This is a genomic window from Shinella sp., assembly GCF_035998705.1.
Taxonomy (GTDB): Bacteria; Pseudomonadota; Alphaproteobacteria; order Rhizobiales; family Rhizobiaceae; genus Shinella.
In genome coordinates this window covers 198,801-221,546 of record NZ_DASYHH010000007.1, presented here as the reverse complement: position 1 = coordinate 221,546, position 22,746 = coordinate 198,801, and the positions used below count along the sequence as shown (strand labels likewise).

Genomic DNA, 22,746 nt, shown 5'->3' with positions numbered 1-22,746 from the left:
CATACAGGCCGGCAACACTTCCCTGCTGCCCAACGCCTACTGCCTAATTCCTAAGACAGACGAGGACACCATGAGCAGCATCGAAATCCGACACATCGTCTTCGACATCGGCCGGGTGCTGATCCACTACGATCCGCATATTCCCTTCACGCGCCTCATTCCGGACGATGCGGAACGCAACTGGTTCTTCACGAACATCTGCACGCATGACTGGAACCTGGAGCAGGACCGCGGGCGCGACTGGGCGGAGGCGGAAGCCCTGCTGATCGCCGAGCACCCGGACCGCATCGAGCAGATCCGCGCCTTCCGCAAATATTGGCACGAGATGGTCTCGCACGCCTATGTGGAGAGCGTCGCGATCATGGAGGCGCTGATCGCCGAGGGCCGCGACGTGACCATGCTCACCAATTTCGCCGCCGATACCTTCAAGGAGGCGCGCAAGCTCTTTCCCTTCCTCGACATGCCGCGCGGCGTGACGGTTTCCGGCGAGATCGGCCTGATCAAGCCGGATCTCGCGATCTACGAGAAGCACACGAAGGATTTCGACCTGTCGCCCGCCCATACGCTGTTCATCGACGACAGCGGGCCGAACGTGGTGGGTGCGCGCATGGCCGGCTGGCACGCCGTGCAGTTCACCGACCCGGAAAAGCTGAAGAGCGACCTTGCGGCGCACGGCATCCTGCTCTGAGCGGAGCTAAAGCGCGTCGCGATCTTTCAGATTCGCTCCTTGCGCTTTAGCTTTTTGTTTCTTCGCATGTCGTTGGCGCAAAACCGCTGCACACTTTTGCGCGACATGCTTTAGATGCCTCGAAAACCGAAACGCCCGGAGCCTTGCGGCTCCGGGCGTTTTCGCATTTCCGGGACTGAAGGTACTAAAACCGGAAAAGCGATATCCGGCCTGCCTGACCGGTTGATCGGTCTCAGCTTTCCACAACGATTTCCGTTGCTTGGCCTGATGTATTTGCCAAAACACCCTAAGCGCCTGATGGTTAACATCAACTGAATGCTTCAAGCGGAAAATCCGGGTTCGTGAGGCGCGTGGCACTTCAAAAAGCCACAGCCCCCGGTGCAGGGAACACCGGAGGCCGCAGCTGGAGAACCGTTGTCTAAGGCTCTGGGACTAACTTATTCGAGGCCGGCCATGCCGCTTCGCACCACGGCGCGCAGCGCATCGATCGGCTTCAGTTCGGCGCCCTCGGCATAGTGCCAGAAGGTCCAGCCGTTGCAGGCGTCGAGCCCCTGCACCTTGGCGCCGACCCGGTGGATGGAGCCGGCATCGTTGCCCGAGGCGAGCGTGCCGTCGGCGCGCACGATGGCGCTGTGGCGGCGGCGGGCGTCCGTCAGTACGGTGCCGGGCGCGATCAGGCCGCTTTCGATCAGCGTGTTGAAGGCGACGCGCGGCTCGGCCTTCTTGCCGCTCATCACGGAGAGGGTTCCGCTGCCGAGCGGCTCGACCGCGTCGATGCGTTCGCGGGCGGCGTCGATATAGGCCTGTTCGCGCTCGATCCCGACGAAGTGGCGGCCGAGGCGCTTTGCCACCGCGCCGGTCGTGCCGGAGCCGAAGAACGGGTCGAGCACCACGTCGCCGGGCTTGGAGGAGGCCATCAGGATGCGGGCGAGCAGCGCCTCCGGCTTCTGCGTCGGATGCACCTTCTTGCCGTCGGCGCCCTTCAGGCGTTCGCCGCCGTTGCAGATCGGGAAGAGCCAGTCGGAGCGCATCTGCACGTCGTCGTTGGCGGCCTTCATGGCATCGTAGTTGAAGGTATAGCCCTTGGCCTTGGCATCGCGCGACGCCCAGATCATCGTCTCGTGCGCATTCTGGAAGCGGCGGCCCTTGAAGTTCGGCATCGGATTGGTCTTGCGCCAGACGATGTCGTTGAGGATCCAGAAGTTGAGATCCTGCAAGGTCGCGCCGACGCGGAAGATGTTGTGGTAGGAACCGATGACCCAGATCGTGCCGGCGGGCTTCAGCACGCGGCGGCAGGCGAGCAGCCAGGCGCGGGTGAAGGCATCATAGGCTTCGAAGGAGGCGAACTGATCCCACTCGTCGTCGACCGCATCGACCAGCGACTGGTCCGGACGATGCAGCGTGCCGCCGAGCTGGAGGTTGTACGGCGGATCGGCGAAGATGACGTCGACCGACTGGTCCGGAAGCGCCTCGAGCGCCGCAACGCAGTCCCCCTTGATGATGGTATCGAGCCACGCGCTACGGCGGGGCGAACGGGAGACGTCTGCAAGCGAAAGAACAGATGGCATTTGATACTCGCTGATACGCTTACTCGGAACTGAACTGTCCCTTATGGTTACCGAAGATGGTTACCAAAGGCTGAACCCTTTGAACGGTTTCGGGAAATTTTCGAGACGTGGCGTGTTTTGTGCAATTGCGCTAGGATGGCGCCATGACGAAGAACGAAGCCATCGCCAGGCTGAAACAGCAGGCCGACGCCGTGCGGGCGCTCGGGGCGACCTCGCTTTACCTCTTCGGCTCCGTGGCGCGGGACGAAGCCGGCGCATCGAGCGATCTCGACCTTTTCATCGACTACGACCGCGACAGGACATTCTCCCTCGTCGATCTCGTCGGCATCAAGCTGCTGCTGGAGGACGAACTCGGCGGCGACGTGGACGTGACGACGCGCGACAGCCTGCACCCGAAGCTCAAGGGTCGGATCGAGCATTCGGCAATCCGTATCTTCTGATGGCACGCGACGCCGGACCGGTTCTGCACGACATCCTCGAAACGATCACCCTGATCGAGACCGCGCTTGCCGGAAAATCACGCGAGGATTTCGGCAAGGACGACATCCTGCGCCTCGCGATCCAGCGCGCCATCGAGATCATCTCCGAAGCCAGCCGGCACATCCCGGACGACCTGCTGTTGCATGCGCCACAAATCCCATGGCGCTCGATCCGGGGCATCGGCAACGTTTTGCGTCATGAATATCACCGCGTCGCCGACGACATCATCTGGAATGTGATCGTGCGCGACCTGCCGGCGCTGCGCATCGCCGTCGAAAGCCTTCTCAGCCACGCCGAATAGACGCCGCTGCCCGCACGTCTTCCGAAAAGCATCGCTGAGCCCTGCCGGCGTGGACGGGCAGGTTTTACGCAAGGGCCGAGGAGGACAAACGTGCGAATGAAAGCCGTCTTCATGCTTCTGGCGGGGCTTTTAGCCGCCACCGAGACGATTGCCGCCGACAAGACGATGATCGTGCTCGATGCTTCCGGCTCGATGTGGGGGCAGATCGACGGCCGGAGCAAGATCGACATCGCCCGCGAGACGCTCGGCACCGTGCTGAAAGCCGTGCCTGTCGGCACCGAACTCGGGCTGATGGTCTATGGTCACCGCGAGAAGGGCTCGTGCAGCGATATCGAGCTTGCCGTGCCGCCGGGTGCGGGCACCGAGGACGCCATCAATGCCTTCGTCTCCGGCCTCAGCCCCAAGGGCAAGACGCCGATTTCGCATGCCGTCGAACAGGCGGCCGACATCCTCAAATATACCGAGGACAAGGCGACGGTCGTGCTGGTGACCGACGGGCTGGAGACCTGCGAGGCAGACCCCTGCGCGCTCGCCTCGGCGCTCGAAAGCAAGGGCGTCGACTTCACCACCCATGTCGTCGGCTTCGGCCTGACGGAGGAGGAAGGCAAGCAGGTCGCGTGCCTGGCTGAAAACACCGGCGGCAAATATTTCCAGGCTTCGGACGCCACACAACTCGTGGCGGCGCTGACGGAGACGGTGGCGGAAGCGCCGATGTCGAAGCCGGCGCAGGAGGTGGCGGTCGCCGAGCCGGAACCGGAGCCGGTGCCGGCGATCGAGTTCAACACCGAGCTCGACAGCGTGCTCTCGGAAGGCGGGCCGTCGCTCGGCGACAACAACGACGTCTTCTGGGAGATCTACAAGGCGGATGCGAACGGTGCGCCGGAAGGCGACTACATCGAGAGCCAGTACAAGGGCAAATATTCCGGCAACTACCCGCCGGGCAAATATATCGCCGTCGCGACATTGCAGAGTTCGATCAAGCGGCAGGTGGCCTTCGAAGTGGCGGACGGCCAGGTGGCAAAACCCTTCATCAATTTCGATGCGGCCTATGTGACGGTCAAACCGAAGCGGACGCCGCAGGATGCGGAGGCCGATTCGAATGCGGCCGTCGAGATCGCCTTCGGCGACTATTCGACGACCTATTATGGTGCCGCAAAATTCTATGCTTCCGCCGGCGAGGTGACGCTCAATGGCGCCATCGGCCCCGCCAAAGTGTCTGAAACCTTCACGGTGAAGGCCGGCGAGACGGTCGAGCGCGACCTCGTCATCGGCTCGGGCATCGTGCTCAACAAGGCCATCTACGCCGAGGGCGGGCCGGAGGTGGATTCGGGCAACATATTCTTCGAGGTGGTCGAGGCGAAGAAAGCCATCGACGGCACGCGCAAGGCCATCGCCAACAGCTACGGCACCGGCACCAAGATCGACGTTCCCCCTGGCGACCATGTGCTGACGGCGAAACTCGGCTCGGCAACGGGCGAAATCCCCTTCACCCTGAAGGCGGGCGAGATGACCGAGGTCATCGTCAACATCAATGCCGGCGTATTGGCCGTCACCGCACCCGGCGCCTACAGCATCGAAATCGTCAGCGCCAAGAAGGACATCCAGGGCAACCAGAAGTCCATCTCCACCAACTACGGCGCCGAGGTGCAGGACACGCTGCCGCCCGGCGACTACATCGTGCTGGTGAAATACGAGGGCGACCTGGCGCCCAAGGAGGCCAAGACGACGATCAAGGCGGGGGAACGGTCGGAAGTGACGGTGGATTAGGCTCTATGCCGGCTTGCCGCTCTGGCTGTTTTCACACGGCCTTGGCCACGAATGCCTTACCCTCCCCTTGAGGGGGAGGGTCGGACCAAAGGTCCGGGGTGGGGTGACGCGGCGTTTCCATTTGGCACGCCGGTGCGGATGCGGGTCACCCCCACCCGCCGCTTTGCGGCGACCTCCCCCCTCAAGGGGGAGGTAGGTGCCAGCCAGTCACGGCGTGCATCATGTCCCACGCAAGAAATCTAAGCCGCATGAAACGTCCGGCTGTCCTCCGGCGCCTCGTTCCGGTCGTTCAGGCCGTAGTCTCGCACCACGCTCGCAATGCGCAGCCGGTAGGCGTCGAGCACGCCGTCGCGGCCCATGGCCTGGGCGGCGCGGTGTTCCTCGGTGTTGCGCCAGGCCTTAACCGCCGCCTCGTCGCGCCAGAAGGAGAGCGAGAGCAACCGCGTCGGGTCGGTGAGGCTGCGGAAGCGTTCGATGGAGAGGAAGCCGTCGATGCCGTCGAGCAGCGGGCGCAGGTCCCGCGCCGTGTCGAGATAGAGGTCGATGCGGCCGGGCGCCGGCACCACCTCGAAGATGACGGCGATCATGGCGTCACCCCCGGCGCGTGCGGCAGCGAGACGTTTTTCAGGAAGATGCGGTCCTCCTTCAGGATGAAGCGCTCGCTGCGGGAGAAGTCGTAATTTTCCCGGCCGAGCGGATCGGCGGCGAGCCTCGCGCGATAGGCCTCGTAGGCGGCGAGGTTTTCGATGTTGTAGACGCCGTAGGCGGTGGTGGCGGAACCTTCGTGCGGGCCGAAATAGCCGATCAGGTCTGCCCCGCAGCGCGGAATCGCCTGGCCCCAGTTCCGGGCATAGGCGGCGAAGGCGTCCTTCTTGAAAGGGTCGATCTCGTAGCGGATGAAGCAGGTGATCATGGTCGTTTCCTCGTTGCAATGACCCCTTTTCCCACATTGCCCAACGCGAATGCTTCGGCTATCATCGAAGTATGAAGGAAGGACCGGACATTTCCCAGATCGGCGCGCTGATCGGCGATCCCGCCCGCGCCAACATGCTGACCGCGCTGATGGGCGGCCAGGCATTGACCGCGACCGAGCTTGCGGGCGTCGCCGGCATCACCCTGCAGACCGCCAGCTCGCACCTTTCCAAGCTGGAGACCGGCGGGCTGATCGCGCAGCGCAAGCAGGGCCGGCACCGCTATTTCGCGCTTGCCGACGATGCGGTCGGCCTGCTGCTCGAGAACATCATGGGTTTTGCGGCAAACCGCGGCCACATGCGCACCCGGCCCGGCCCGAAGGACCCGGCGCTGCGCAAGGCGCGCGTCTGCTACAACCATCTCGCCGGCGATTTTGGCGTGCGCATGCTCGACCGGCTGGTGGGCGACGGCGACGTGACGCTCGCCGGCGACGACGCCGCGCTGACGCTATCGGGCGAGACCCGCATCGCCGCCATCGGTATCGACCTTGCCGCGTTGAAGGCCCAGCGCCGCCCGGTCTGCCGCACCTGCCTCGACTGGAGCGAGCGGCGCTCGCACCTGGCGGGCTCGCTCGGCGAGGCACTGCTCGCCCGCTTCATCGCCGATGGCTGGGCGAAGCGCGAGAAGGACAGCCGCGCCATCCGGTTTACGACCGAGGGCGAGCGGCGGTTCATGGCGCTGTTCCCGTGAGCACGGCGCGCGCATAGCTCGTGCGCTTAATCGGCAATTGTCCCGCAGGCCCCTTTCGTGTAGGGAAGCCGCGACTTCACGGGCGCTTGTGCGCCCCACCTGCCCCCCACTTGAAAGACGGCATGTCATGGACGGTTTCGACCTCATCATCTTCGACTGCGACGGCGTTCTGGTCGATTCGGAAATCATCGCGGCGGAAGTGGAATCGCGGCTCCTCACCGAGGCGGGCTATCCGATCGGCGTGGAGGAAATGGGCGAGCGTTTTGCCGGCATGACCTGGCACAATATCCTGCTGACCATCGAGCGGGAGGCTGCAATTCCGCTGTCGGCCTCGCTGCTCGACAAATCGGAAAAGCTGCTCGACGAACGGCTTGCCGCGGAGGTGCAGGTCATCGACGGCGTCAAGCTGATGCTGTCGCGCATCCGCAAGCCCTATTGCATCTGCTCGAATTCGTCCCTGCAGCGCCTCGACATGATGCTCTCGAAGGTCGGCCTCAAGGAGGTCTTCGCGCCGCATATCTACTCGGCCAAGGATCTCGGTCCCGACCGGGTCAAGCCGAAGCCGGATATCTTCCTGCACGGCGCGAAGCAGTTCGACGCCGATCCGGCCAACACGCTGGTGATCGAAGATTCCGTGCACGGCATTGCCGGTGCGCGCGCCGCCGGCATGCGCGTCGTCGGCTTCACCGGCGCCTCGCACACCTATCCCTCCCATGCCGACCGCCTGACGGAAGCCGGTGCCGAGACCGTGATCTCGCGCATGAGCGAGCTGCCGGGCGTGATCGCGGCGCTTGCCGAGTGGCAGGAAGCTATTTGAGGCAGTAGGCACCGGTGAAGCGGTAATGTGTCAACCCCTACTGGCTATTGCCTACTGCCCAATTCCTCATTTCGTATTGTACGGACCTTCGTCGAACCCGACATAGACCTTCGTGAAACCGCCGGAACCGCCGGGGATCGCGACTTCGCCCTTGGTGAAGATGAACTGGCCGGCTTCGGTGTTCACCGGATACTGGACGAGCTCGGAATAGAGCGTCGTGCTGCCGTCGCTCGCGGCGACGCGGATCGGCACGTTGACGGTTCCGCCGGAGCCCGCCGGGCCGGTGACGACGCGGCCCTGCACCATAACGGTCATCACGAGCTGGCTTTCGTTCAGCACGCAGCGGCGCGTCGTGTCGGCCAGCGTCATCTGGTAGAGCAGTTTCTGCGGATCGTCCTTGGCGCCCTTGGCGTAGCGGCGCAGCACCGCGGTGCCGTCGCGCAGGTAGACCTGCGGGCACGAGCCCTGCACGACGGCGGTCTGCGTCTGCTGCTGGGCGGCGGTCTGCGCGCCGGACGGGTCGCTGGTGACGCCCATGTCGGCGGGCTTGTCGGTCTGGTTGCAACCGGCAACGACGGCGAGAAGGGAGATGCCGAGAAAACGGCGAATGGTCATTCCAAACACGATACTGTAACCCCTGCGATCAGGCCCCGCCCCCGGCGTCCAAGCCTTTCGGAACTCTTCTGGCGGGCCTTTGCACGGCCCCAGGCGATGGTCTATAGCAGCGGCGTGGCGAAAAATCGATTGTCGAATGAAACCGCCCGCAGAAATTCGAAAAGCCCGTTTCCGACCACGAACGGGCAAGGCGCAACGGCTTGCCACGATCTGCCGCAAAGAGACCCGCAGCACCCGTGGCCTTTCGCTAGACTGGACAAAGAAGCGCTGGTACGTAGCGATTGTAGATTTTTGCGATGTCTGTCGCTCGAAATAGCCAACATTTCCAAGGACCTGTGAACGTGGATTATGTTTCGACGCGGGGCGAGGCCCCTTCCCTCGGTTTCTCCGATGCGCTTCTGGCGGGCCTTGCCCGCGATGGCGGCCTCTATGTGCCGCGCGAATGGCCGAGCTTCTCGAAGAAGGAAATCCGGGCGCTGCGCGGAAAATCCTACGAGGAGATCGCCTTCACCGTGCTCTCTCCCTTCGTCGAGGGCGACATTCCGGCCGACAAATTCCGCGCGATGATCGACGAGGCCTACGCGACCTTCCGCCATCCGGCGATCGCCCCCCTCGTGCAGACCGGGCCGAATGCCTTCGTGCTGGAACTCTTCCACGGCACGACGCTCGCCTTCAAGGACGTGGCGATGCAGCTGCTCGCCCGCCTGATGGACCATGCGCTGGCCGTTCGCGGCGAACGCGCCACCATCGTCGGCGCCACCTCGGGCGATACCGGGGGCGCGGCGATCGACGCCTTTGCCGGGCGTGAGCGCACCGACATCTTCATCCTTTTCCCGGAAGGCAAGGTCTCGCCGGTGCAGCAGCGCCAGATGACCACGTCGAAGGAAAAGAACGTGCACGCGCTCGCCATCAAGGGCAATTTCGACGATTGCCAGGACCTCGTGAAGGCGATGTTCAACGACGTGAAATTCCGCGACCGGGTCAAGCTCTCGGGCGTCAATTCGATCAACTGGGCGCGCATCATGGCCCAGATCGTCTATTACTTCACCAGCGCCGTGGCGCTCGGCGGGCCGGACCGGAAGATCTCCTTCACCGTGCCGACCGGCAATTTCGGCGACATCTTTGCAGGCTATGCCGCGAAGCGCATGGGCCTGCCGATCGACAAGCTGGTCATCGCCACCAACGAAAACGACATCCTCGCCCGCACGCTGAAGACCGGCCGCTACGAGATGAAGGGCGTCAAGGCCACCACCTCGCCGTCCATGGACATCCAGATCTCGTCGAACTTCGAGCGCCTGCTGTTCGAGGCCTCCGACCGCGATGCCGGCGCCGTGCGCCGCGCGATGGAAAGCCTCAAGCAATCCAGCGCCTTCGAGATCGAAGCGGGCGCGCTGAAGACCATCCGCAAGAAGTTCCGCGCCGGCCGCGCCACCGAAAAGCAGGTCGCCCAGACGATCAAGGATACGCTGAAGAAGACCGGCTACCTGCTCGATCCGCATTCGGCAATCGGCGTCTTCGTCGCCGCCAAGCACGAGAAGCCCGGTGCGCCGATGGTCACGCTTGCCACCGCCCATCCGGCGAAATTCCCCGCCGCAGTAAAATCGGCATGCGGTATTGACCCGGCGCTTCCGTCGTGGCTTGCTGACCTCATGCAAAGGGAGGAGCGGTTCGACGTCCTCGATGCGAAGCTCGATGGGTTGGAAGACTACATCGGGAAACAGACGCGGGTTCGAGGCTAGAAACGCAGAAAGTGCGCATGATAAAAGTTGAGTGCACCCGGCTTGCGTCCGGGTTGACCGTGGTGACCGAGAACATGCCGCATCTCGAGAGCGTCGCTCTCGGCGTGTGGATCAAGTCGGGGTCACGCAACGAAACCACGGACGAGCACGGCATCGCCCATCTCCTCGAGCACATGGCCTTCAAGGGCACGGAGCGCCGCTCCGCCCGCCAGATCGCCGAGGAAATCGAAAATGTCGGCGGCGAGGTCAACGCCGCGACATCGACGGAAACCACCTCCTACTATGCCCGCGTGCTGAAGGACCACGTTCCGCTCGCGGTCGACATCCTCGCCGACATCCTGACGGAATCGGTCTTCGACGAGGAAGAGCTGCGCCGCGAAAAACACGTCATCCTGCAGGAAATCGGCGCGGCCAACGATACGCCCGACGACGTGGTCTTCGACAAATTCTCCGAGGTCGCCTATCGCGACCAGATCATCGGCCGCGCCATTCTCGGCACGCCGGACACCGTCCTGTCCTTCACGCCCACCCAGATTCGCAGCTATCTCGACCGCAACTACACGACGGACCGCATGTTCGTCGTGGCGGCCGGTGCGGTGAACCACGAGGAATTCGTGCGCCAGGTCGAGGATCGTTTTTCGAGCCTGCCGACCGCGCCGAAAATCTCGCCGGTCTTCGAGCCGGCCCGCTATACCGGCGGCGACATTCGCGAGACGCGCGACCTGATGGATGCGCAGGTCCTGCTCGGCTTCGAGGGCAAGGCCTATCACGCCCGCGATTTCTACTGTTCGCAGATCCTCGCCAACATCCTCGGCGGCGGCATGTCCTCGCGCCTCTTTCAGGAAGTGCGCGAACATCGCGGCCTGTGTTATTCGATCTACGCCTTCCACTGGGGTTTTTCCGATACCGGCATTTTCGGCATCCATGCCGCGACCGGCGGCGAGAACCTGCCCGAGCTGATGCCCGTCATCTTCGACGAGCTGCGCAAGTCGTCCGAAAACATCGAGCAGCAGGAAATAGAGCGCGCCCGCGCCCAGATCCGCGCCCAGCTCCTGATGGGCCAGGAAAGCCCCGCCGCCCGCGCCGGCCAGATCGCCCGCCAGATGATGCTCTACGGTCGCCCGATCCCTAACGAGGAACTGATGGAGCGCCTGCAAGGCATCACCATCGAACGCCTCACCGACCTCGCCGGCCGCCTGTTCTTCGACACGGCCCCGACGATCTCGGCCATCGGCCCGCTGGAACACCTGGTTTCGGCCGGGGATATCAGCCGGTCACTTGCGCGCGGCATCGTGCCGGAGCGTGCGGCGAGCTGAGGGGCACCGCCCCTCGGCCCTCCGGCATCCGGGCCGCCGCAAATGCCGGTCGCGAAAGTCTGACCTTTGCACCTGATTTTCGCGACAAAGCGATCATTTGCATCGGCGGTCAGCCAAGAATGCTGACCGCCGATTCCTTTACCATGTTAGCGGCTATAGACCGCAGTGATGCGGGCGCTTTCGATTGTGTTGGCGCCGATCATGAACCCAGCCAGTGCATTGCTAGGGTTTTCCGGCAGTTCCAGACGGTCCGTCGCCAAGGCATGTACGGTGAAAACATATCGATGAACCTCACCCGGAGGCGGGCAGGCGCCGCCGAAGCCAGCCGCTCCATAATCATTGGCTATTTCAACGGTTCCCGCCGGCATCTTGCCATCGCCGCTCGCCCCGAGTTCAAGGGAGGTCACGGAGGCAGGGATGTTCACGGCGTTCCAGTGCCACCAGCCCGAGCCGGTTGGAGCGTCCGGATCGTAGGCGGTGATTGCAAAGCTCTTCGTGCCTTCGGGGGCCCCAGACCACGACAATTGCGGCGACTGGTTGCCTCCTTCGCAGCCGAAGCCCGCGAAAACAAATGAGGAAGCGAGTTGCGCACCCTCGGCAATCGAGGAGCTGGACAATTTGAAATCCTGCGCACTCGCGGCGTTGGCCATCACGATAGCCAGCAGGAAGACGGGGAAGGAAGCTTTCTTCAGCATGATTTGAGTGCCCTTTCTGGACGGTTGATCATGCCTCATGAGATACTGTCTTGTCCGAATCTCCGCTTCCGCCCAGAGATCAAATACTATCGAAAAACGGTCACTCTTCCCTTGATCGAATCAGTTTTGGCTTGATTCCGAACCTTTTTCGAAAGGAATCGGAGAAGTGAGAAGGGGTTTGAAAGCCACATTCCAGCGCGATCCGGGAAATGGGAACGCCCGTCGTCTGTAGCAGGGTAAGGCCCCTCTCAAGGCGAGTGTTCAGCAGAATCTTTGCAAAACCTAGCCCCGATTTCGCAAGCCACCGGCGAAAGGTCGCTTCGCTCATAGCAAAGTGCCCAGCGACATCGGCGATGCGCCAAGGCTTGGCGAAATCGGTTTCTATCAGGCGACGCACCTTGCCCCACGGCTGATCGTCATCTCGCGCTGGAAGCTGTACCCCATTGTGCCGCAGCCAGATCAGGGGCTCCAAAAGCCGATGCTTTTTGAGTGCAGGCGGTAAATCATCCCTTTCGAGCGTTTCCTTTATCAGATCGAGGATTTCGGACGGGCGGTAAGACGCCCGCACTATCTGGATGCCCGGCGAGACATTCCGCGAGGGATGGTCGGAGAAGACCGCATCGACCAGATCACGCGCGAAATACAAGCCATCCGCCTGATAACTGGCGTTCGGAACGGGTCGGTTTTCCAGCGTGACTATCGAGCCCGGCGGAAAGATCAGCAAGTCTCCTTCCTCACCGATCATCTCGCCGTGAACGGGGCAAACCACTTTCTTCGTTCCCGACCGGATAAAACACAGGAACGCGAGGTCGATGAAGAGATCGGTGAATGTCGCCGTTGTCGCCTGGGTGATGGTAAGAATGGAAACGCCTGAAACAGGAGCAACCATCTGTCCTCTTCGATTCTTATTGTGATGTTCCACTGGAATTCAGCCTTAGGATCGTTCCCCTACCACCGGACGCTTTTTAGCAAAGATGTGAGATGACTGTCGCAAAAATCCCGATTAAGGCGACACTTTGTTTTGCTGACATTTGCGACGTCGGCAACGCCCGCAATTGGGGCAAATCAGCCCCCCACCCTCTTCCCGCCAACACCATTTGACGCCATCCCGCCCGCTGTCATACTCTCATCAGATAGCGTGCCTCAGGGCCGGCGTGCGCGGAGGTTTGAATGACAAGGTCGGTTTTTCGGTTTCTGTCCCGGCAGTCCGATACCCTTGAGCTTGCCAGCGATCGCCATCTGCTTCGCCTGCCCCGTTTCCAGGATTATCGGCAATGGTATCCGCTGCGTTCCGAGAGCCGGCGCTTTCTCGAGCCGTGGGAACCGACCTGGCGGGGGGACGAGTTGACCGAGAGTTCGTTTCGGGCGCGCGTCGTCCGGAATGAACAGGAATTTGCCTCCGGCCAGGCGGTGCCGCTTCTCATCTTCGCACGCGACGACAAGGCGCTGCTCGGCGGGCTGACCATCGGCTATATCAGGCGCGGTGCGGCGCAATGCTGCATGATCGGCTACTGGATGGGCGAGCGCCATGCCGGCCACGGCCATATGTTCGGTGCCTTGAAACTGGCCATCCCCTATATCTTTTCGAGCCTTCAGTTGCACCGTATCGAGGCAGCCTGTATTCCAGACAACACAAGAAGCATCCGTCTCCTTGAAAAGGCCGGCTTTCAACAGGAAGGCTACCTTCGGGAGTATCTGAAGATAAACGGGGAGTGGCGCGACCACGTGATGTACTCGCTTCTGGCGGCCGACAGGCGGTCTTGAGCGGCACCCGGGCGCGACAGGACTGGGCCGTACCTAAGGACAATGCAGTTTCAATGATGCCTCCATCCGTGCAGCAAACGCTGCGTGCCAGCCGGTTGCTTGCCCTCGTTCTCCTCGCCGTGACGATGCTCGTCGGCGCGCTGGGGCTGCCGGCCCATGCCGTCGAGCCCGTCAAAATCTCCCGCGACGACACCGCGCTCGACCTGACCGCCACCACCGAGATCTATACCGGCCGCGGCGAGGCCTTCCAGGTCTCCACGGCGCCGGGCACGGACGGCATCGTGCGGCGCATCGAGGTGCGCGCGACCTCTGAGGACCACCAGGGCGACTGGGCCGTCTTCGCCCTCGCCAATGTCTCGGAAGAGCAGATCGACCGCGTGATCGTCGCCCCCCATTTCCGCCTGGTGCAATCCAAGCTGTTCTGGCCGGACCTCGGGGCAAAACGCATCATCTCGATCACGCCGAGCGAAGGGTTTGCGCTCGACCGGCAACCGAGCGAGGAAGCGGACGTCTTCCGCATCACGCTCAACCCGGGCACCGTCGTCACCTTCGTCGCGGAACTCGCGACGCCCGACCTGCCGCAGATCTATCTCTGGGAGCCGGACGCCTACAAGGACACGGTCAACGCCTTCACGCTCTATCGTGGCATCGTGCTCGGCATTGCCGGCCTGCTGGCGGTCTTCCTCACCATCCTCTTCGTGGTGAAGGGCACCTCCATGCTGCCGGCGACGGCGGCGCTCGCCTGGGCGGTGCTCGGCTATATCTGCGTCGATTTCGGCTTCCTGTCGAAGCTCATCAGCATCACCGCGGGGGATGAACGAATATGGCGGGCGGGCACGGAAGTCTTCCTTGCCGCCGGCCTCGTGGTGTTCCTGTTCACCTATCTCAACCTCAACCGCTGGCACGCCCATCTCTCCTACGCGACGCTCGCCTGGATCCTCGGCCTCGGCCTGCTGTTCGGCGTGGCGATCTACGATCCGCCGATCGCGTCCGGCATCGCCCGCCTCTCCTTCGCGCTCACCGGCTCCGTCGGCATCGTGCTCATCGCCTATCTCGGCTTCAACCGCTACGACCGGGCGATCCTGCTCGTGCCCGCCTGGGCGCTGATCCTCGTCTGGCTGTTCGGCGCATGGCTGACGGTGACGGGGCAGCTCAACAACGACATCATCCAGCCCGCCCTTGGCGGCGGCCTCGTGCTGATCGTGCTCCTCATCGGCTTCACGGTGATGCAGCACGCCTTTGCCGGCGGCGCCTATAGCCAGGGCCTGTTCTCCGATCTCGAACGCCAGTCGCTGGCGCTGACCGGCTCGGGCGATACCGTCTGGGACTGGGACGTGGCGCGCGACCGTGTCGTCACCATTCCCGATATCTCCATCCAGCTCGGCCTTGCGCCCGGCGTCATGCATGGCCCGGCGCGCAACTGGCTGCCGCGCCTGCATCCCGACGATCGTGACCGTTTTCGCGCGACGCTCGACGTGCTGCTGGAGCACCGCAAGGGCCGGCTCAACCATCAGTTCCGCGTGCGCGCCGAGGATGGCCATTATCATTGGCTGTCGATCCGCGCCCGGCCGGTGCTCGGCGCAAATGGCGAGATCATCCGCTGCGTCGGCACGATCATCGACATCACCGAACAGCGCAATTCCGTCGACCGTCTTTTGCAGGACGCGCTGCACGACAACCTCACCGGCCTGCCCAACCGCCAGGTCTTCCTCGATCGCCTGCAATCGGTCCTCGCGCTGACATCAAGTTCGGAAAACGTGCGCCCGACGGTGCTGACCATCGACATCGACCGCTACAAGCAGGTCAACGATGCGCTCGGCATTGCGGCGGGCGACAACATCCTCATCGCGCTGACCCGTCGTCTGCGGCGCCTGCTCAAGCCGCAGGACACGCTGGCGCGGCTGGCCGGCGACCAGTTCGGCCTGATCCTGATGTCGGAGCGCGACCCCGCCAAGGTGGCGGATTTCGCGGATGCGGTGAGCAAGGCCATCATGGTGCCGATCAATTTCGGCGGCCGCGAGATCATCCTGACCGCCTCGATCGGCCTCGTCTCCTGGGTCGACCAGCAGGAGGATGCGGCCGGCCTGCTCAACGACGCGGAACTCGCCATGTACCGCGCGAAGAAGGCTGGCGGCAACCGCGTCGAGCCCTTCCGCCCCGCCTTCCGCACCTTCGGCGCCGATCGTTTGCAGATCGAGACGGACCTGCGCCGCGCCATCGAGCGCAAGGAGCTTTCCCTCGTCTATCAGCCCATCGTGCGTCTTTCCGATGCCGAGATCGCCGGCTTCGAGGCGCTGATGCGCTGGGACCACCCCAAGCGCGGCAACATTTCGCCGACCGAGTTCATCCCGATCGCGGAAGCCTCCGACCTCATCAACCAGCTCGGCCTCTTCGCCTTCGACAAGGCGGCGAGCGACCTGATGGACTGGCAGCTCCAGACCGGCGAGCTGCCGATCTTCGTCTCGGTCAACCTCTCGAGCGCCCAGCTTCTCAACAACGAACTCTACAACGACGTGCGCGCCGCACTCGCCAAGACGCGCTGCGAGCCGCACAAGCTGAAGCTGGAACTCACCGAATCCGTCGTGATGGAAAACCCGGAACAGGCCCGCCTCATCCTCAACAAGCTGAAGGATGTCGGCCTTGGCCTCGCGCTCGACGATTTCGGCACGGGCCACTCCTCGCTCTCCTACCTCACCCGCTTCCCCTTCGACACGATCAAGCTCGACAAGGCGCTGGTGCGCGACGCTTCCGACAAGCGCCCCGTGCTGCTGCGCTCCGTCATCTCGATGGCGCGGGAACTGGAAATGCAGGTCGTCGCCGAAGGCATCGAATCCGAAGAGGACGCGATCGAACTCGGCAACATGGGCTGCGAATTCGGCCAAAGCTACCTCTTCGGCCCGCCGATCGGCTACGATTCAGTGCAGCGGTTGTTGAAGGAGCGGTTTCCGCTGATGAAGCGGGCGTAGGAGGAGTTAGGCAGTAGGCAGTAGGCAGTAGGCAGTAAAACGGTCTCACCCTACTGCCTACTGCCTAATTCCTTATTGCCTATCCCCTATGTGCCTCACCAGCCGATTGATGAAATCCAGCTTCTCCACCACCGGCGGCGGCAGGACGAAGGGGTAGCTGTCGGGCTGGCCCATGGAGCGCTGGATGGCGTTCAGCGCGACGCTGAGGGGGATCCAGGATTCGACGAGGCGGCCGGCGTTCGGGGCGCGGTAGGGGTCGAAGGTGACCTCGGCTTCCAGTTCCTCGTGACCCTTCGGATCGGTGTTGAGGCCGAAGGCGCGGGCGGTCTCCAGCGTATCGACGATATGGAAGAAATGCGCCCAGCATTCGGCGAAGTCTTCGGCCGGGTGGGAGCTGGCATAGGTGCTGATGAAATGCAGCGGCCAGTCGGCGGGCGGGCCCTGCTCGTAATTGCGCTGAAGGGCGGCGGCATAGTCCTGGCGCTCGTCACCGAAGAGGCGGCGGGCCTCTTCAAGGGTGGCATCGTCGCGCACGAGCTGTGCCCAGTAGAAATGGCCGATCTCGTGGCGGAAATGGCCGAGCAGCGAGCGGTAGGGCTCGCCCATGGAGACGCGGACGCTCTCGCGCACCTCGTCGTCGGCCTCGGCGGCGCGAAGGCTGATGAGGCCCGCCTCGTGGCCGGTCATGGCGGCGTTGATCACGTTGCCGTTGAGATCCAGCTCGTCCGCCAGGAAATCGAAGACGAGGCCGCTGTTCGGGTCTTCCTCGCGGGTCGGGCGCGGCAGGCGCCAGCGCAGGATGGAGTAGAACAGATGTTGCTGGGCAAGCCCGATGCGGCGCCAGCGCTCCAGCCCATGCGGATCCGTCGTCGGCACGATGCGGTTGTGCCGGCAGGCCTCGCAGAAGGCGTGCGGGCTATCGGCCGGCAGCAGCCAGTGGCAGACCTCCAGCGCGGCATTGTCGCAGAAGCGGTAGAGACCCTCGTTCGGCGCGATCCTCCACAAGCCCTCGCCCTCCGGCACCAGCGCGTGCAACGTCACATCCTCGGCAAGGAAGCCGAGCGAGGCGCCGCAGCGCATGCAGAGGCGGTTGTCGAAATGGATGGTCTGGCCGCAGGTCTCGCAGGTGAAAAGTCTCATGACGTCCCCGGTATGGTCTCGTGCAGAATACCCGTATCGGTCTCAGCCGATACGGGTATGCTTCAATTGCTATCGCAGGATGACACGGGCGTGCCATCCGCCGTTGGTCAGAGGCGGTCGACCGCGCCCTTGACCGCGTCCTTGGCCTTGCCGACAGCCTTCTGGGTCTTGCCCTTGGCTTCCTGGCCCGCACCTTCGGCGCGCAGCTTCGGATTGTCGGTCGCCTTGCCGGCGGCCTGCTTGACCTTGCCTGCAACTTCGTTTGCCGTGCCCTTGATCTTGTCGCTCGTGCTACCCACCGTCGTACTCCTGTTGTTCGAGGCGTGTTCCTTCACGCGGCCAAACAACGGCGCAGACCCGCACAAGTTCCAAAGAGATGTCTGAAATAAACGTGGCTTCAGGCGTGGCCAGCTTCGGTCGAGAGCATGGCGGGCGAAATACCCATCAGGCCGAGCGCGCGCTCGTATTTGCTGTCGAGATTGGTGTCGAAGATCAGCTCTTCCTGTGCCGGGCAGGACAGCCAGCCATTGGCACCCATCTCGTTTTCGATCTGCCCCGCCCCCCAGCCGGCGTAACCCAGCATCATCAGGCCCTTTTGCGGGCCGCGGCCGCGGGAAATGGCGCGCACGATATCGAGCGTCGCCGTCAGGCAGATGTCGTCGCTGACGGGAATGGAGGATTCGGACATGTAATCGTCCGAATGCAGCACGAAGCCGCGGCCGCTTTCCACCGGGCCGCCGCAGCGGATGGGGAAATCGAGCGTGGAGCCCGGCAGGCGGATAACCTCGTCCTCGCCGACGAGATCGAGATGCAGGAGCACGTCGGAAAAGCTCAATTGCTGCGCGCGGTTGATGATGAAGCCCATCGCGCCGTCATCGGAATGGGCGCAGATATAGACCACCGCGCGGGAGAAATTCGAGTCGGCCATGCCCGGCATGGCGATCAGGAACTGACCGTCAAGGAAGCCGCGTTCTCGCTTGTTTTTCAGAACCGAGATAGCCATAGTGCGGTTAGCCTACCAATTCGCCGCCAAATGAAAAGCGTTCTTTTTTGCGGGCGCGGCGTGCCAGCCTTGCAGGAAAGCTATGGTAGGAAAGGGCGCGATCAAGCTTTTATGATTGCCGCCCACGGTTTTGTTGCTGGAAAGCCAGTGCTCCCGGCGCTAGATATCTCATCATGAACCGCCTGCAAACCGCTGCCATCGCGCTGCTTTTCCTGCATTCGACCGCCGCCGCCGCGACCTCGCAATGGGTCGAGACGCCGGGCGGCGACGTGCGGCTCGTCGCCCTTCCGGCCGGCGCCGACGGCGTGGTGCGCGCCATGATCGACATTCGCCTGCATGACGGCTGGAAGACCTATTGGCGCGATCCGGGCGGCAGCGGCATCCCGCCGTCGATCGCGATCAGCGGGGCAGAGCTGAAATCGGTCGGCTTCCCCGCGCCAAAACGGCTCGGCGACCAGGAGAACCACTATATCGGCTACGACAGGCCGGTGCGCTTTCCGCTGATGCTCAACAAGGCGGCCGGCGGGGCGATCACCGCGACGGTCTTCCTCGGCGTGTGCAAGGACATCTGTATTCCCGTGCAGGCGGAACTGACGGTGGAAACGATCGACGAGAGTTTCGCCAACCCGCTGGAGGAGACGGCGATCGCCGATGCCGAGGCGACGCTGCCGGGCGGATCGAGCGACGGGTTCAAGCCGCTTTCCGGGCGCTTCGCGGCGGACGGCAAGAGCGTGACGGTGCGCTTCGAGGCGCCGGCGGGCGGATCGCTGCCCGATGTCTTCCTCTCCGGTTCCTCGACCTTCGAATTCGGCGCGGCCGGGCCGGTCCGACGCGATGGGGACGTCTTCGTCGCGGAGGTGCCCGTGCTGCACAAGCCGAAGGTATACGACCTCGAAAAAGATCCGATCCGCCTGACGGTGCGCGCTGGTGAAAAGACGATGGAAAGCCCGCTTGCCATCGAGTGACCGTCGCCTATATTCCCGTCACCCGCAATGAAGCCGATAATACAGCCATTATTTTTGACAAATTGGGAGAGACCCGTGACCATTGCCGTTGGAGACAAGCTGCCCGACCTCAAGCTCAAGGAGCGCACGCCGGACGGTCCCGCTGAAATCTCGACCGAGGACCTGTTCAAGGGCAAGCGCGTCGTGCTCTTCGCCGTACCCGGCGCCTTCACGCCGACCTGCTCGCTGAACCACCTGCCGGGCTATCTCGAAAATCGCGACGCGATCCTCGCCAAGGGCGTGGACGACATCGCCGTCGTCGCCGTCAACGACCACCACGTCATGGGCGCCTGGGCCAATTCCACGGGCGGTGCCGGCAAGCTGCGCTTCCTCGCCGACTGGGATGCCGGCTTCACCAAGGCGCTCGGCATGGAGGTCGACCTTTCCGCCGGCACGCTCGGCCTGCGTTCCAAGCGCTATTCCATGCTCGTCGAGGACGGCGTGGTGAAGAGCCTGAACGTGGAAGAAAGCCCCGGCCAGGCGACCGTCTCCGGTGCCGCCGCAATGATCGAGCAGCTCTGAATAGACCCGGTCGCCTGACCGTCATCCTTTCAACGAGCCGAGAATGCCCGGGCAGCACCCGGGCATTTCCATGAGGGCTTGCGACAAAGGATATGGTCGATGCAGGATGGCAAGTGGCGCAAGGGCAGCACCGCAGGGATCGATCCGCACATCGCGGCCCGCCTGGAAAAGGCAATTTATGCGCTGCGCGCCGGATGTCTCGACAGCGCGACCCTCGACGGGCTTCTGGCCGATCTCGATCGTCTTCCGCCGGACATGGCCCAGCAGGTCGCCCGCCTTTCCGCCTCCGTCTTCCGCTATCGCCTCCCCTCGGATCCCGAACCGACGCTGCTTGGACGCCTCCTGGCGATCCGGAAAAACCGGCCGGAAAAGCCGTCACCAGCGGTTCCGCCGGGTCGGTCGGCCTGGCTGCGGATGTGCCACCCCGACGGCTTCGTCCGCGAGCTTGCCCTTCACGAACTTGCCGATGCGCCCGCGAGCGCATTGCGCCTCGCCCTGCTCCTCATGCGGTTCGACGACTGGGCGGCGCCCGTGGCCGCGGCCGGGCGCGCCGCCTTCACGCGTCTTGCGCCCAGCATTCCACTTTCGGCAGCGCAGGGCATCGCCCCGCTGATTGCCGATCACCATGTGAAGCGGCGCGGCAGGATGGATCTTGCGGCGCCGGTCATCGACCTGTTGACCCGGGAGGAAAGCTGGCCCGCATTGCTCTGCTGGCTGACGGCATCGACGGACAACACCGTTGCCGCCGTGATGCGCCTGCTGCTTCTGTCGGATCGCCTGGATAGGGCGCTTGCGCAGCTGCTGACGGCACGGCACTATCTTGTGCGGGCGTTGGCCGCGCGCACGCTGATCTCCGGCCATGCCGAAATCGTCGCCGGCAGGACGAAGAAGACCGAAGCCACCTTTGCCGGCCGCCAATCATCGGATGTGCCGGCCCTCGTGACCCGGCCGATCACGATTGCTCCGGATGTCGCGGCGACGCTTCGGCAGGCGGCGCAGGACAGGACCACCACGGTGCGCAAGATCGCCGCCGACGGGCTGATCGCCAATCGCGACCGGCTCGGCGATCTGGATGCCCTGCTGGCGCTTTTCGACAAGGAGCCGAACGGCGCCATCCGCGAGCGGATCGATTTCATTCGCCGACGGCGCGTTTCCCCTTGAACGGCGCCATGCCCTGGCGGGCGAGTTCGTCGGCGCGTTCGTTTTCCGGGTGGCCGGCATGGCCCTTGACCCAGTGCCATTCGACCTTGTGGCGAAGGCGTGCCGCGTCGAGCGCCTGCCAGATTTCGCCGTTCTTCACCGGCTTCTTGTCGGCGGTCTTCCAGCCGTTTTTCTTCCAGCCGAAGATCCACTTCGAAATGCCATCCATGACATATTTCGAGTCGGTGTAGAGATCGACCTCGCAGGGCGACGTGAGGGCGGTGAGCGCGCTCAGTGCCGCCGTCAGTTCCATGCGGTTGTTGGTGGTATCGGCCTCGCCGCCGAAGAGTTCCTTCTCGACGTCGCCATAGCGCAGCACCGCGCCCCAGCCGCCGGGGCCGGGATTGCCCGAGCAGGCGCCGTCGGTGAAGATATCAACATGTTTCATCGGGAAAGACCGTATTCTGCCGGGTTGCGGACCTGGCGGTGGAAGCGCAGCTTGCGCAGGTATTCGAGCGGGTCCTTCTTGACGACAAGCGCGCCGGGCGGCGTCATCAACCAGTCGTAGAGCCGCGTCAGGAAGAAGCGGAGCGCCGAGCCACGCGCGAGCAGCGGCAGGGCCGCAGCCTCTTCGGGCGAGAGCGGACGCACGCTCTCGTAGCCGGCGAGCAGCGCCATGCCCTTGGTGAGGTTGAACGCGCCGTCCTTCTCGAAGCACCAGGCATTGAGGCAGATGGCGACATCATAGGCGAGCAGGTCGTTGCAGGCGAAATAGAAGTCGATCAGGCCCGACAGCCTGTCGTCGAGGAAGAAGACGTTGTCGGGGAAGAGATCGGCATGGATGATGCCGGCGGGCAGGTCGTTCGGCCAATTGGCTTCGAGGAAGGCGAGCTCGCCGGCGATCTCGTCCTGCAGGCCCTTTTCCACCTCGTCGGCGCGCCCGGCCGACTTGTCCCACAGCGGCCGCCAGCCGCCGACGGAAAGCGCATTTGCGCGGGTGATCGCAAAACCGTCGCCGGCCAGGTGCATCTCGGCAAGGGCGCGGCCGACCTCGCGGCAATGGCCTGCCGCGGGCTTGCGCAGCCACATGCCTTCGAGGAAGGAGATCATCGCGGCCGGGCGGCCGGACAGCTCACCCAGAAGCGCACCGTCGTTCCTCGGCAGCGGCAGCGGGCAGGACAGGCCCCGCTCCGCCAGATGGTGCATCAGGCCGAGGAAGAACGGCAGGTCGTTGCTGTCGACGCGCTTTTCGTACAGCGTCAGGATGAAGGCGCCCGCCGTGGTGTGCAGCAGGAAATTGGTATTTTCCACGCCCTCGGCGATGCCCTTGTAGGACAGCAGCGTGCCCGCGTCATAGGCGGTCAGGAAGCGGGAAAGATCGTCTTCGGTGATATCGGTATAGACGGCCACGGGCGGGTCTCAGGCTTGCGGGGGTGGGAAGGATCGGGGGATACCCCCCTCTGCCCTGCCGGGCATCTCCCCCTCAAGGGGGGAGATTGGATGAAGCAATGTCTCGCCCACGTTTAACGAATGCGGAAGGGCGATGTGCCCTCGTCTTG

Annotated in this window: 24 protein-coding genes; 13 read left to right on the top strand and 11 right to left on the bottom strand. The window is 63.6% G+C overall.

The features are described 5' to 3' along the window. Positions 1-70 precede the first annotated feature (70 nt). Positions 71-688 carry an HAD family phosphatase gene (locus VGN93_RS02725; RefSeq protein WP_319310664.1) on the top strand — a complete coding sequence of 206 codons (618 nt, stop codon included), beginning with the start codon at positions 71-73 and terminating at the stop codon, positions 686-688. A gap of 437 nt (positions 689-1,125) precedes the next feature. On the opposite strand, the gene VGN93_RS02720 is transcribed toward VGN93_RS02725, so the two are convergent. Further along, positions 1,126-2,256 carry a site-specific DNA-methyltransferase gene (locus VGN93_RS02720; protein ID WP_327506241.1) on the bottom strand — a complete coding sequence of 377 codons (1,131 nt, stop codon included), beginning with the start codon at positions 2,254-2,256 and terminating at the stop codon, positions 1,126-1,128. A 143-nt stretch (positions 2,257-2,399) separates the two neighbouring features. Here VGN93_RS02720 and VGN93_RS02715 point away from each other — a divergent pair, with 143 nt between their 5' ends. The 3 genes from VGN93_RS02715 (at position 2,400) to VGN93_RS02705 (ending at position 4,804) form a co-directional block, all read left to right on the top strand. Continuing rightward, positions 2,400-2,696, top strand: coding sequence for a nucleotidyltransferase family protein (locus tag VGN93_RS02715; RefSeq protein WP_327506240.1), 297 nt, complete (start codon positions 2,400-2,402; stop codon positions 2,694-2,696). Next, positions 2,696-3,037 carry a DUF86 domain-containing protein gene (locus VGN93_RS02710; RefSeq protein WP_327506239.1) on the top strand — a complete coding sequence of 114 codons (342 nt, stop codon included), beginning with the start codon at positions 2,696-2,698 and terminating at the stop codon, positions 3,035-3,037. The genes VGN93_RS02715 and VGN93_RS02710 overlap by 1 nt, the downstream gene beginning before the upstream one ends. Positions 3,038-3,133: 96 nt before the next feature. Beyond that, positions 3,134-4,804, top strand: a complete 1,671-nt coding sequence (locus VGN93_RS02705) for a vWA domain-containing protein (RefSeq protein ID WP_327506282.1) — start codon at positions 3,134-3,136, stop codon at positions 4,802-4,804. Between the two features lie 239 nt (positions 4,805-5,043). On the opposite strand, the gene VGN93_RS02700 is transcribed toward VGN93_RS02705, so the two are convergent. After that, a complete protein-coding gene (locus tag VGN93_RS02700; protein ID WP_327506238.1) occupies positions 5,044-5,391 on the bottom strand; it encodes an antibiotic biosynthesis monooxygenase in 348 nt (115 codons plus the stop codon). Next, positions 5,388-5,717: an NIPSNAP family protein gene (locus VGN93_RS02695; protein ID WP_327506237.1), complete on the bottom strand. Its 330-nt coding sequence runs from the start codon at positions 5,715-5,717 to the stop codon at positions 5,388-5,390. The genes VGN93_RS02700 and VGN93_RS02695 overlap by 4 nt, the downstream gene beginning before the upstream one ends. A 71-nt stretch (positions 5,718-5,788) precedes the next feature. On the opposite strand from VGN93_RS02695, the gene VGN93_RS02690 reads away from it, so the two are divergent. Together VGN93_RS02690 and VGN93_RS02685 are read left to right on the top strand one after the other, a co-directional pair. Continuing rightward, on the top strand, positions 5,789-6,466 hold the full coding sequence (locus VGN93_RS02690) for a winged helix-turn-helix domain-containing protein (RefSeq protein WP_327506236.1): 678 nt from the start codon (positions 5,789-5,791) through the stop codon (positions 6,464-6,466). 127 nt (positions 6,467-6,593) lie between these two features. Then, complete coding sequence (locus VGN93_RS02685) at positions 6,594-7,283, top strand: HAD family hydrolase (RefSeq protein ID WP_319310653.1); 690 nt, start codon at positions 6,594-6,596, stop codon at positions 7,281-7,283. A 66-nt stretch (positions 7,284-7,349) separates the two neighbouring features. Here VGN93_RS02685 and VGN93_RS02680 read toward each other — a convergent pair whose 3' ends face one another. Further along, the gene (locus VGN93_RS02680; protein WP_414713992.1) at positions 7,350-7,907 is read right to left on the bottom strand and encodes a hypothetical protein; all 558 of its coding nucleotides are present in this window, start codon (positions 7,905-7,907) and stop codon (positions 7,350-7,352) included. Positions 7,908-8,194: 287 nt separating this feature from the next. Here VGN93_RS02680 and thrC point away from each other — a divergent pair, with 287 nt between their 5' ends. Beyond that, entirely contained in the window at positions 8,195-9,637 is a 1,443-nt protein-coding gene (thrC, locus tag VGN93_RS02675) for a threonine synthase (protein ID WP_327506234.1), read from the top strand. A gap of 17 nt (positions 9,638-9,654) precedes the next feature. After that, positions 9,655-10,953, top strand: a complete 1,299-nt coding sequence (locus tag VGN93_RS02670; protein ID WP_327506233.1) for a pitrilysin family protein — start codon at positions 9,655-9,657, stop codon at positions 10,951-10,953. 146 nt (positions 10,954-11,099) lie between these two features. On the opposite strand, the gene VGN93_RS02665 is transcribed toward VGN93_RS02670, so the two are convergent. Together VGN93_RS02665 and VGN93_RS02660 are read right to left on the bottom strand one after the other, a co-directional pair. Further along, positions 11,100-11,648, bottom strand: a complete 549-nt coding sequence (locus tag VGN93_RS02665) for a YbhB/YbcL family Raf kinase inhibitor-like protein (RefSeq protein WP_327506232.1) — start codon at positions 11,646-11,648, stop codon at positions 11,100-11,102. Between the two features lie 100 nt (positions 11,649-11,748). Then, positions 11,749-12,537 (bottom strand): AraC family transcriptional regulator, encoded by a 789-nt coding sequence (locus VGN93_RS02660; protein WP_327506231.1) that lies wholly within the window; start codon positions 12,535-12,537, stop codon positions 11,749-11,751. A gap of 281 nt (positions 12,538-12,818) precedes the next feature. Between VGN93_RS02660 and VGN93_RS02655 the strand changes: the two genes are divergently transcribed. Next, a complete protein-coding gene (locus VGN93_RS02655) occupies positions 12,819-13,412 on the top strand; it encodes a GNAT family protein (RefSeq protein WP_327506230.1) in 594 nt (197 codons plus the stop codon). A gap of 53 nt (positions 13,413-13,465) precedes the next feature. After that, complete coding sequence (locus VGN93_RS02650; protein ID WP_327506229.1) at positions 13,466-16,378, top strand: EAL domain-containing protein; 2,913 nt, start codon at positions 13,466-13,468, stop codon at positions 16,376-16,378. 72 nt (positions 16,379-16,450) lie between these two features. On the opposite strand, the gene VGN93_RS02645 is transcribed toward VGN93_RS02650, so the two are convergent. The 3 genes from VGN93_RS02645 to VGN93_RS02635 form a co-directional block, all read right to left on the bottom strand. After that, positions 16,451-17,518: a zinc-binding metallopeptidase family protein gene (locus VGN93_RS02645; protein WP_327506228.1), complete on the bottom strand. Its 1,068-nt coding sequence runs from the start codon at positions 17,516-17,518 to the stop codon at positions 16,451-16,453. Positions 17,519-17,625: 107 nt separating this feature from the next. Then, on the bottom strand, positions 17,626-17,817 hold the full coding sequence (locus VGN93_RS02640; protein ID WP_319310643.1) for a CsbD family protein: 192 nt from the start codon (positions 17,815-17,817) through the stop codon (positions 17,626-17,628). Between the two features lie 98 nt (positions 17,818-17,915). Continuing rightward, entirely contained in the window at positions 17,916-18,521 is a 606-nt protein-coding gene (locus tag VGN93_RS02635; protein ID WP_319310642.1) for a YqgE/AlgH family protein, read from the bottom strand. A gap of 173 nt (positions 18,522-18,694) precedes the next feature. Between VGN93_RS02635 and VGN93_RS02630 the strand changes: the two genes are divergently transcribed. The 3 genes from VGN93_RS02630 to VGN93_RS02620 all read left to right on the top strand — a co-directional run bounded on the left by VGN93_RS02630 (position 18,695) and on the right by VGN93_RS02620 (position 21,208). Then, positions 18,695-19,486 carry a protein-disulfide reductase DsbD domain-containing protein gene (locus tag VGN93_RS02630; protein WP_327506227.1) on the top strand — a complete coding sequence of 264 codons (792 nt, stop codon included), beginning with the start codon at positions 18,695-18,697 and terminating at the stop codon, positions 19,484-19,486. A 75-nt stretch (positions 19,487-19,561) separates the two neighbouring features. Then, on the top strand, positions 19,562-20,047 hold the full coding sequence (locus VGN93_RS02625) for a peroxiredoxin (protein WP_319310636.1): 486 nt from the start codon (positions 19,562-19,564) through the stop codon (positions 20,045-20,047). A 99-nt stretch (positions 20,048-20,146) separates the two neighbouring features. Then, a complete protein-coding gene (locus VGN93_RS02620; RefSeq protein ID WP_327506226.1) occupies positions 20,147-21,208 on the top strand; it encodes a hypothetical protein in 1,062 nt (353 codons plus the stop codon). Here VGN93_RS02620 and rnhA read toward each other — a convergent pair. Next, a complete protein-coding gene (gene rnhA / locus VGN93_RS02615; protein ID WP_319310634.1) occupies positions 21,180-21,635 on the bottom strand; it encodes a ribonuclease HI in 456 nt (151 codons plus the stop codon). The two genes, VGN93_RS02620 and rnhA, sit on opposite strands and share 29 nt — an antisense overlap. After that, positions 21,632-22,597, bottom strand: a complete 966-nt coding sequence (locus VGN93_RS02610) for a homoserine kinase (protein ID WP_327506225.1) — start codon at positions 22,595-22,597, stop codon at positions 21,632-21,634. The genes rnhA and VGN93_RS02610 overlap by 4 nt, the downstream gene beginning before the upstream one ends. Between the last annotated feature and the right edge of the window lie 149 nt (positions 22,598-22,746).

Bases quoted from the DNA above. Each gene is read 5' to 3' on its own strand.
- VGN93_RS02665 (WP_327506232.1), bottom strand. From the start codon at position 11,648: ATGCTGAAGAAAGCTTCCTTCCCCGTCTTCCTGCTGGCTATCGTGATG.
- VGN93_RS02700 (WP_327506238.1), bottom strand. From the start codon at position 5,391: ATGATCGCCGTCATCTTCGAGGTGGTGCCGGCGCCCGGCCGCATCGAC.
- VGN93_RS02695 (WP_327506237.1), bottom strand. From the start codon at position 5,717: ATGATCACCTGCTTCATCCGCTACGAGATCGACCCTTTCAAGAAGGAC.
- VGN93_RS02670 (WP_327506233.1), top strand. From the start codon at position 9,655: ATGATAAAAGTTGAGTGCACCCGGCTTGCGTCCGGGTTGACCGTGGTG.
- VGN93_RS02635 (WP_319310642.1), bottom strand. From the start codon at position 18,521: ATGGCTATCTCGGTTCTGAAAAACAAGCGAGAACGCGGCTTCCTTGAC.
- VGN93_RS02710 (WP_327506239.1), top strand. From the start codon at position 2,696: ATGGCACGCGACGCCGGACCGGTTCTGCACGACATCCTCGAAACGATC.
- VGN93_RS02690 (WP_327506236.1), top strand. From the start codon at position 5,789: ATGAAGGAAGGACCGGACATTTCCCAGATCGGCGCGCTGATCGGCGAT.
- VGN93_RS02725 (WP_319310664.1), top strand. From the start codon at position 71: ATGAGCAGCATCGAAATCCGACACATCGTCTTCGACATCGGCCGGGTG.
- VGN93_RS02705 (WP_327506282.1), top strand. From the start codon at position 3,134: ATGAAAGCCGTCTTCATGCTTCTGGCGGGGCTTTTAGCCGCCACCGAG.
- VGN93_RS02645 (WP_327506228.1), bottom strand. From the start codon at position 17,518: ATGAGACTTTTCACCTGCGAGACCTGCGGCCAGACCATCCATTTCGAC.
- VGN93_RS02620 (WP_327506226.1), top strand. From the start codon at position 20,147: ATGCAGGATGGCAAGTGGCGCAAGGGCAGCACCGCAGGGATCGATCCG.
- VGN93_RS02720 (WP_327506241.1), bottom strand. From the start codon at position 2,256: ATGCCATCTGTTCTTTCGCTTGCAGACGTCTCCCGTTCGCCCCGCCGT.
- VGN93_RS02630 (WP_327506227.1), top strand. From the start codon at position 18,695: ATGAACCGCCTGCAAACCGCTGCCATCGCGCTGCTTTTCCTGCATTCG.
- VGN93_RS02715 (WP_327506240.1), top strand. From the start codon at position 2,400: ATGACGAAGAACGAAGCCATCGCCAGGCTGAAACAGCAGGCCGACGCC.
- thrC (WP_327506234.1), top strand. From the start codon at position 8,195: ATGTCTGTCGCTCGAAATAGCCAACATTTCCAAGGACCTGTGAACGTG.
- VGN93_RS02655 (WP_327506230.1), top strand. From the start codon at position 12,819: ATGACAAGGTCGGTTTTTCGGTTTCTGTCCCGGCAGTCCGATACCCTT.
- VGN93_RS02650 (WP_327506229.1), top strand. From the start codon at position 13,466: ATGATGCCTCCATCCGTGCAGCAAACGCTGCGTGCCAGCCGGTTGCTT.
- rnhA (WP_319310634.1), bottom strand. From the start codon at position 21,635: ATGAAACATGTTGATATCTTCACCGACGGCGCCTGCTCGGGCAATCCC.
- VGN93_RS02685 (WP_319310653.1), top strand. From the start codon at position 6,594: ATGGACGGTTTCGACCTCATCATCTTCGACTGCGACGGCGTTCTGGTC.
- VGN93_RS02660 (WP_327506231.1), bottom strand. From the start codon at position 12,537: ATGGTTGCTCCTGTTTCAGGCGTTTCCATTCTTACCATCACCCAGGCG.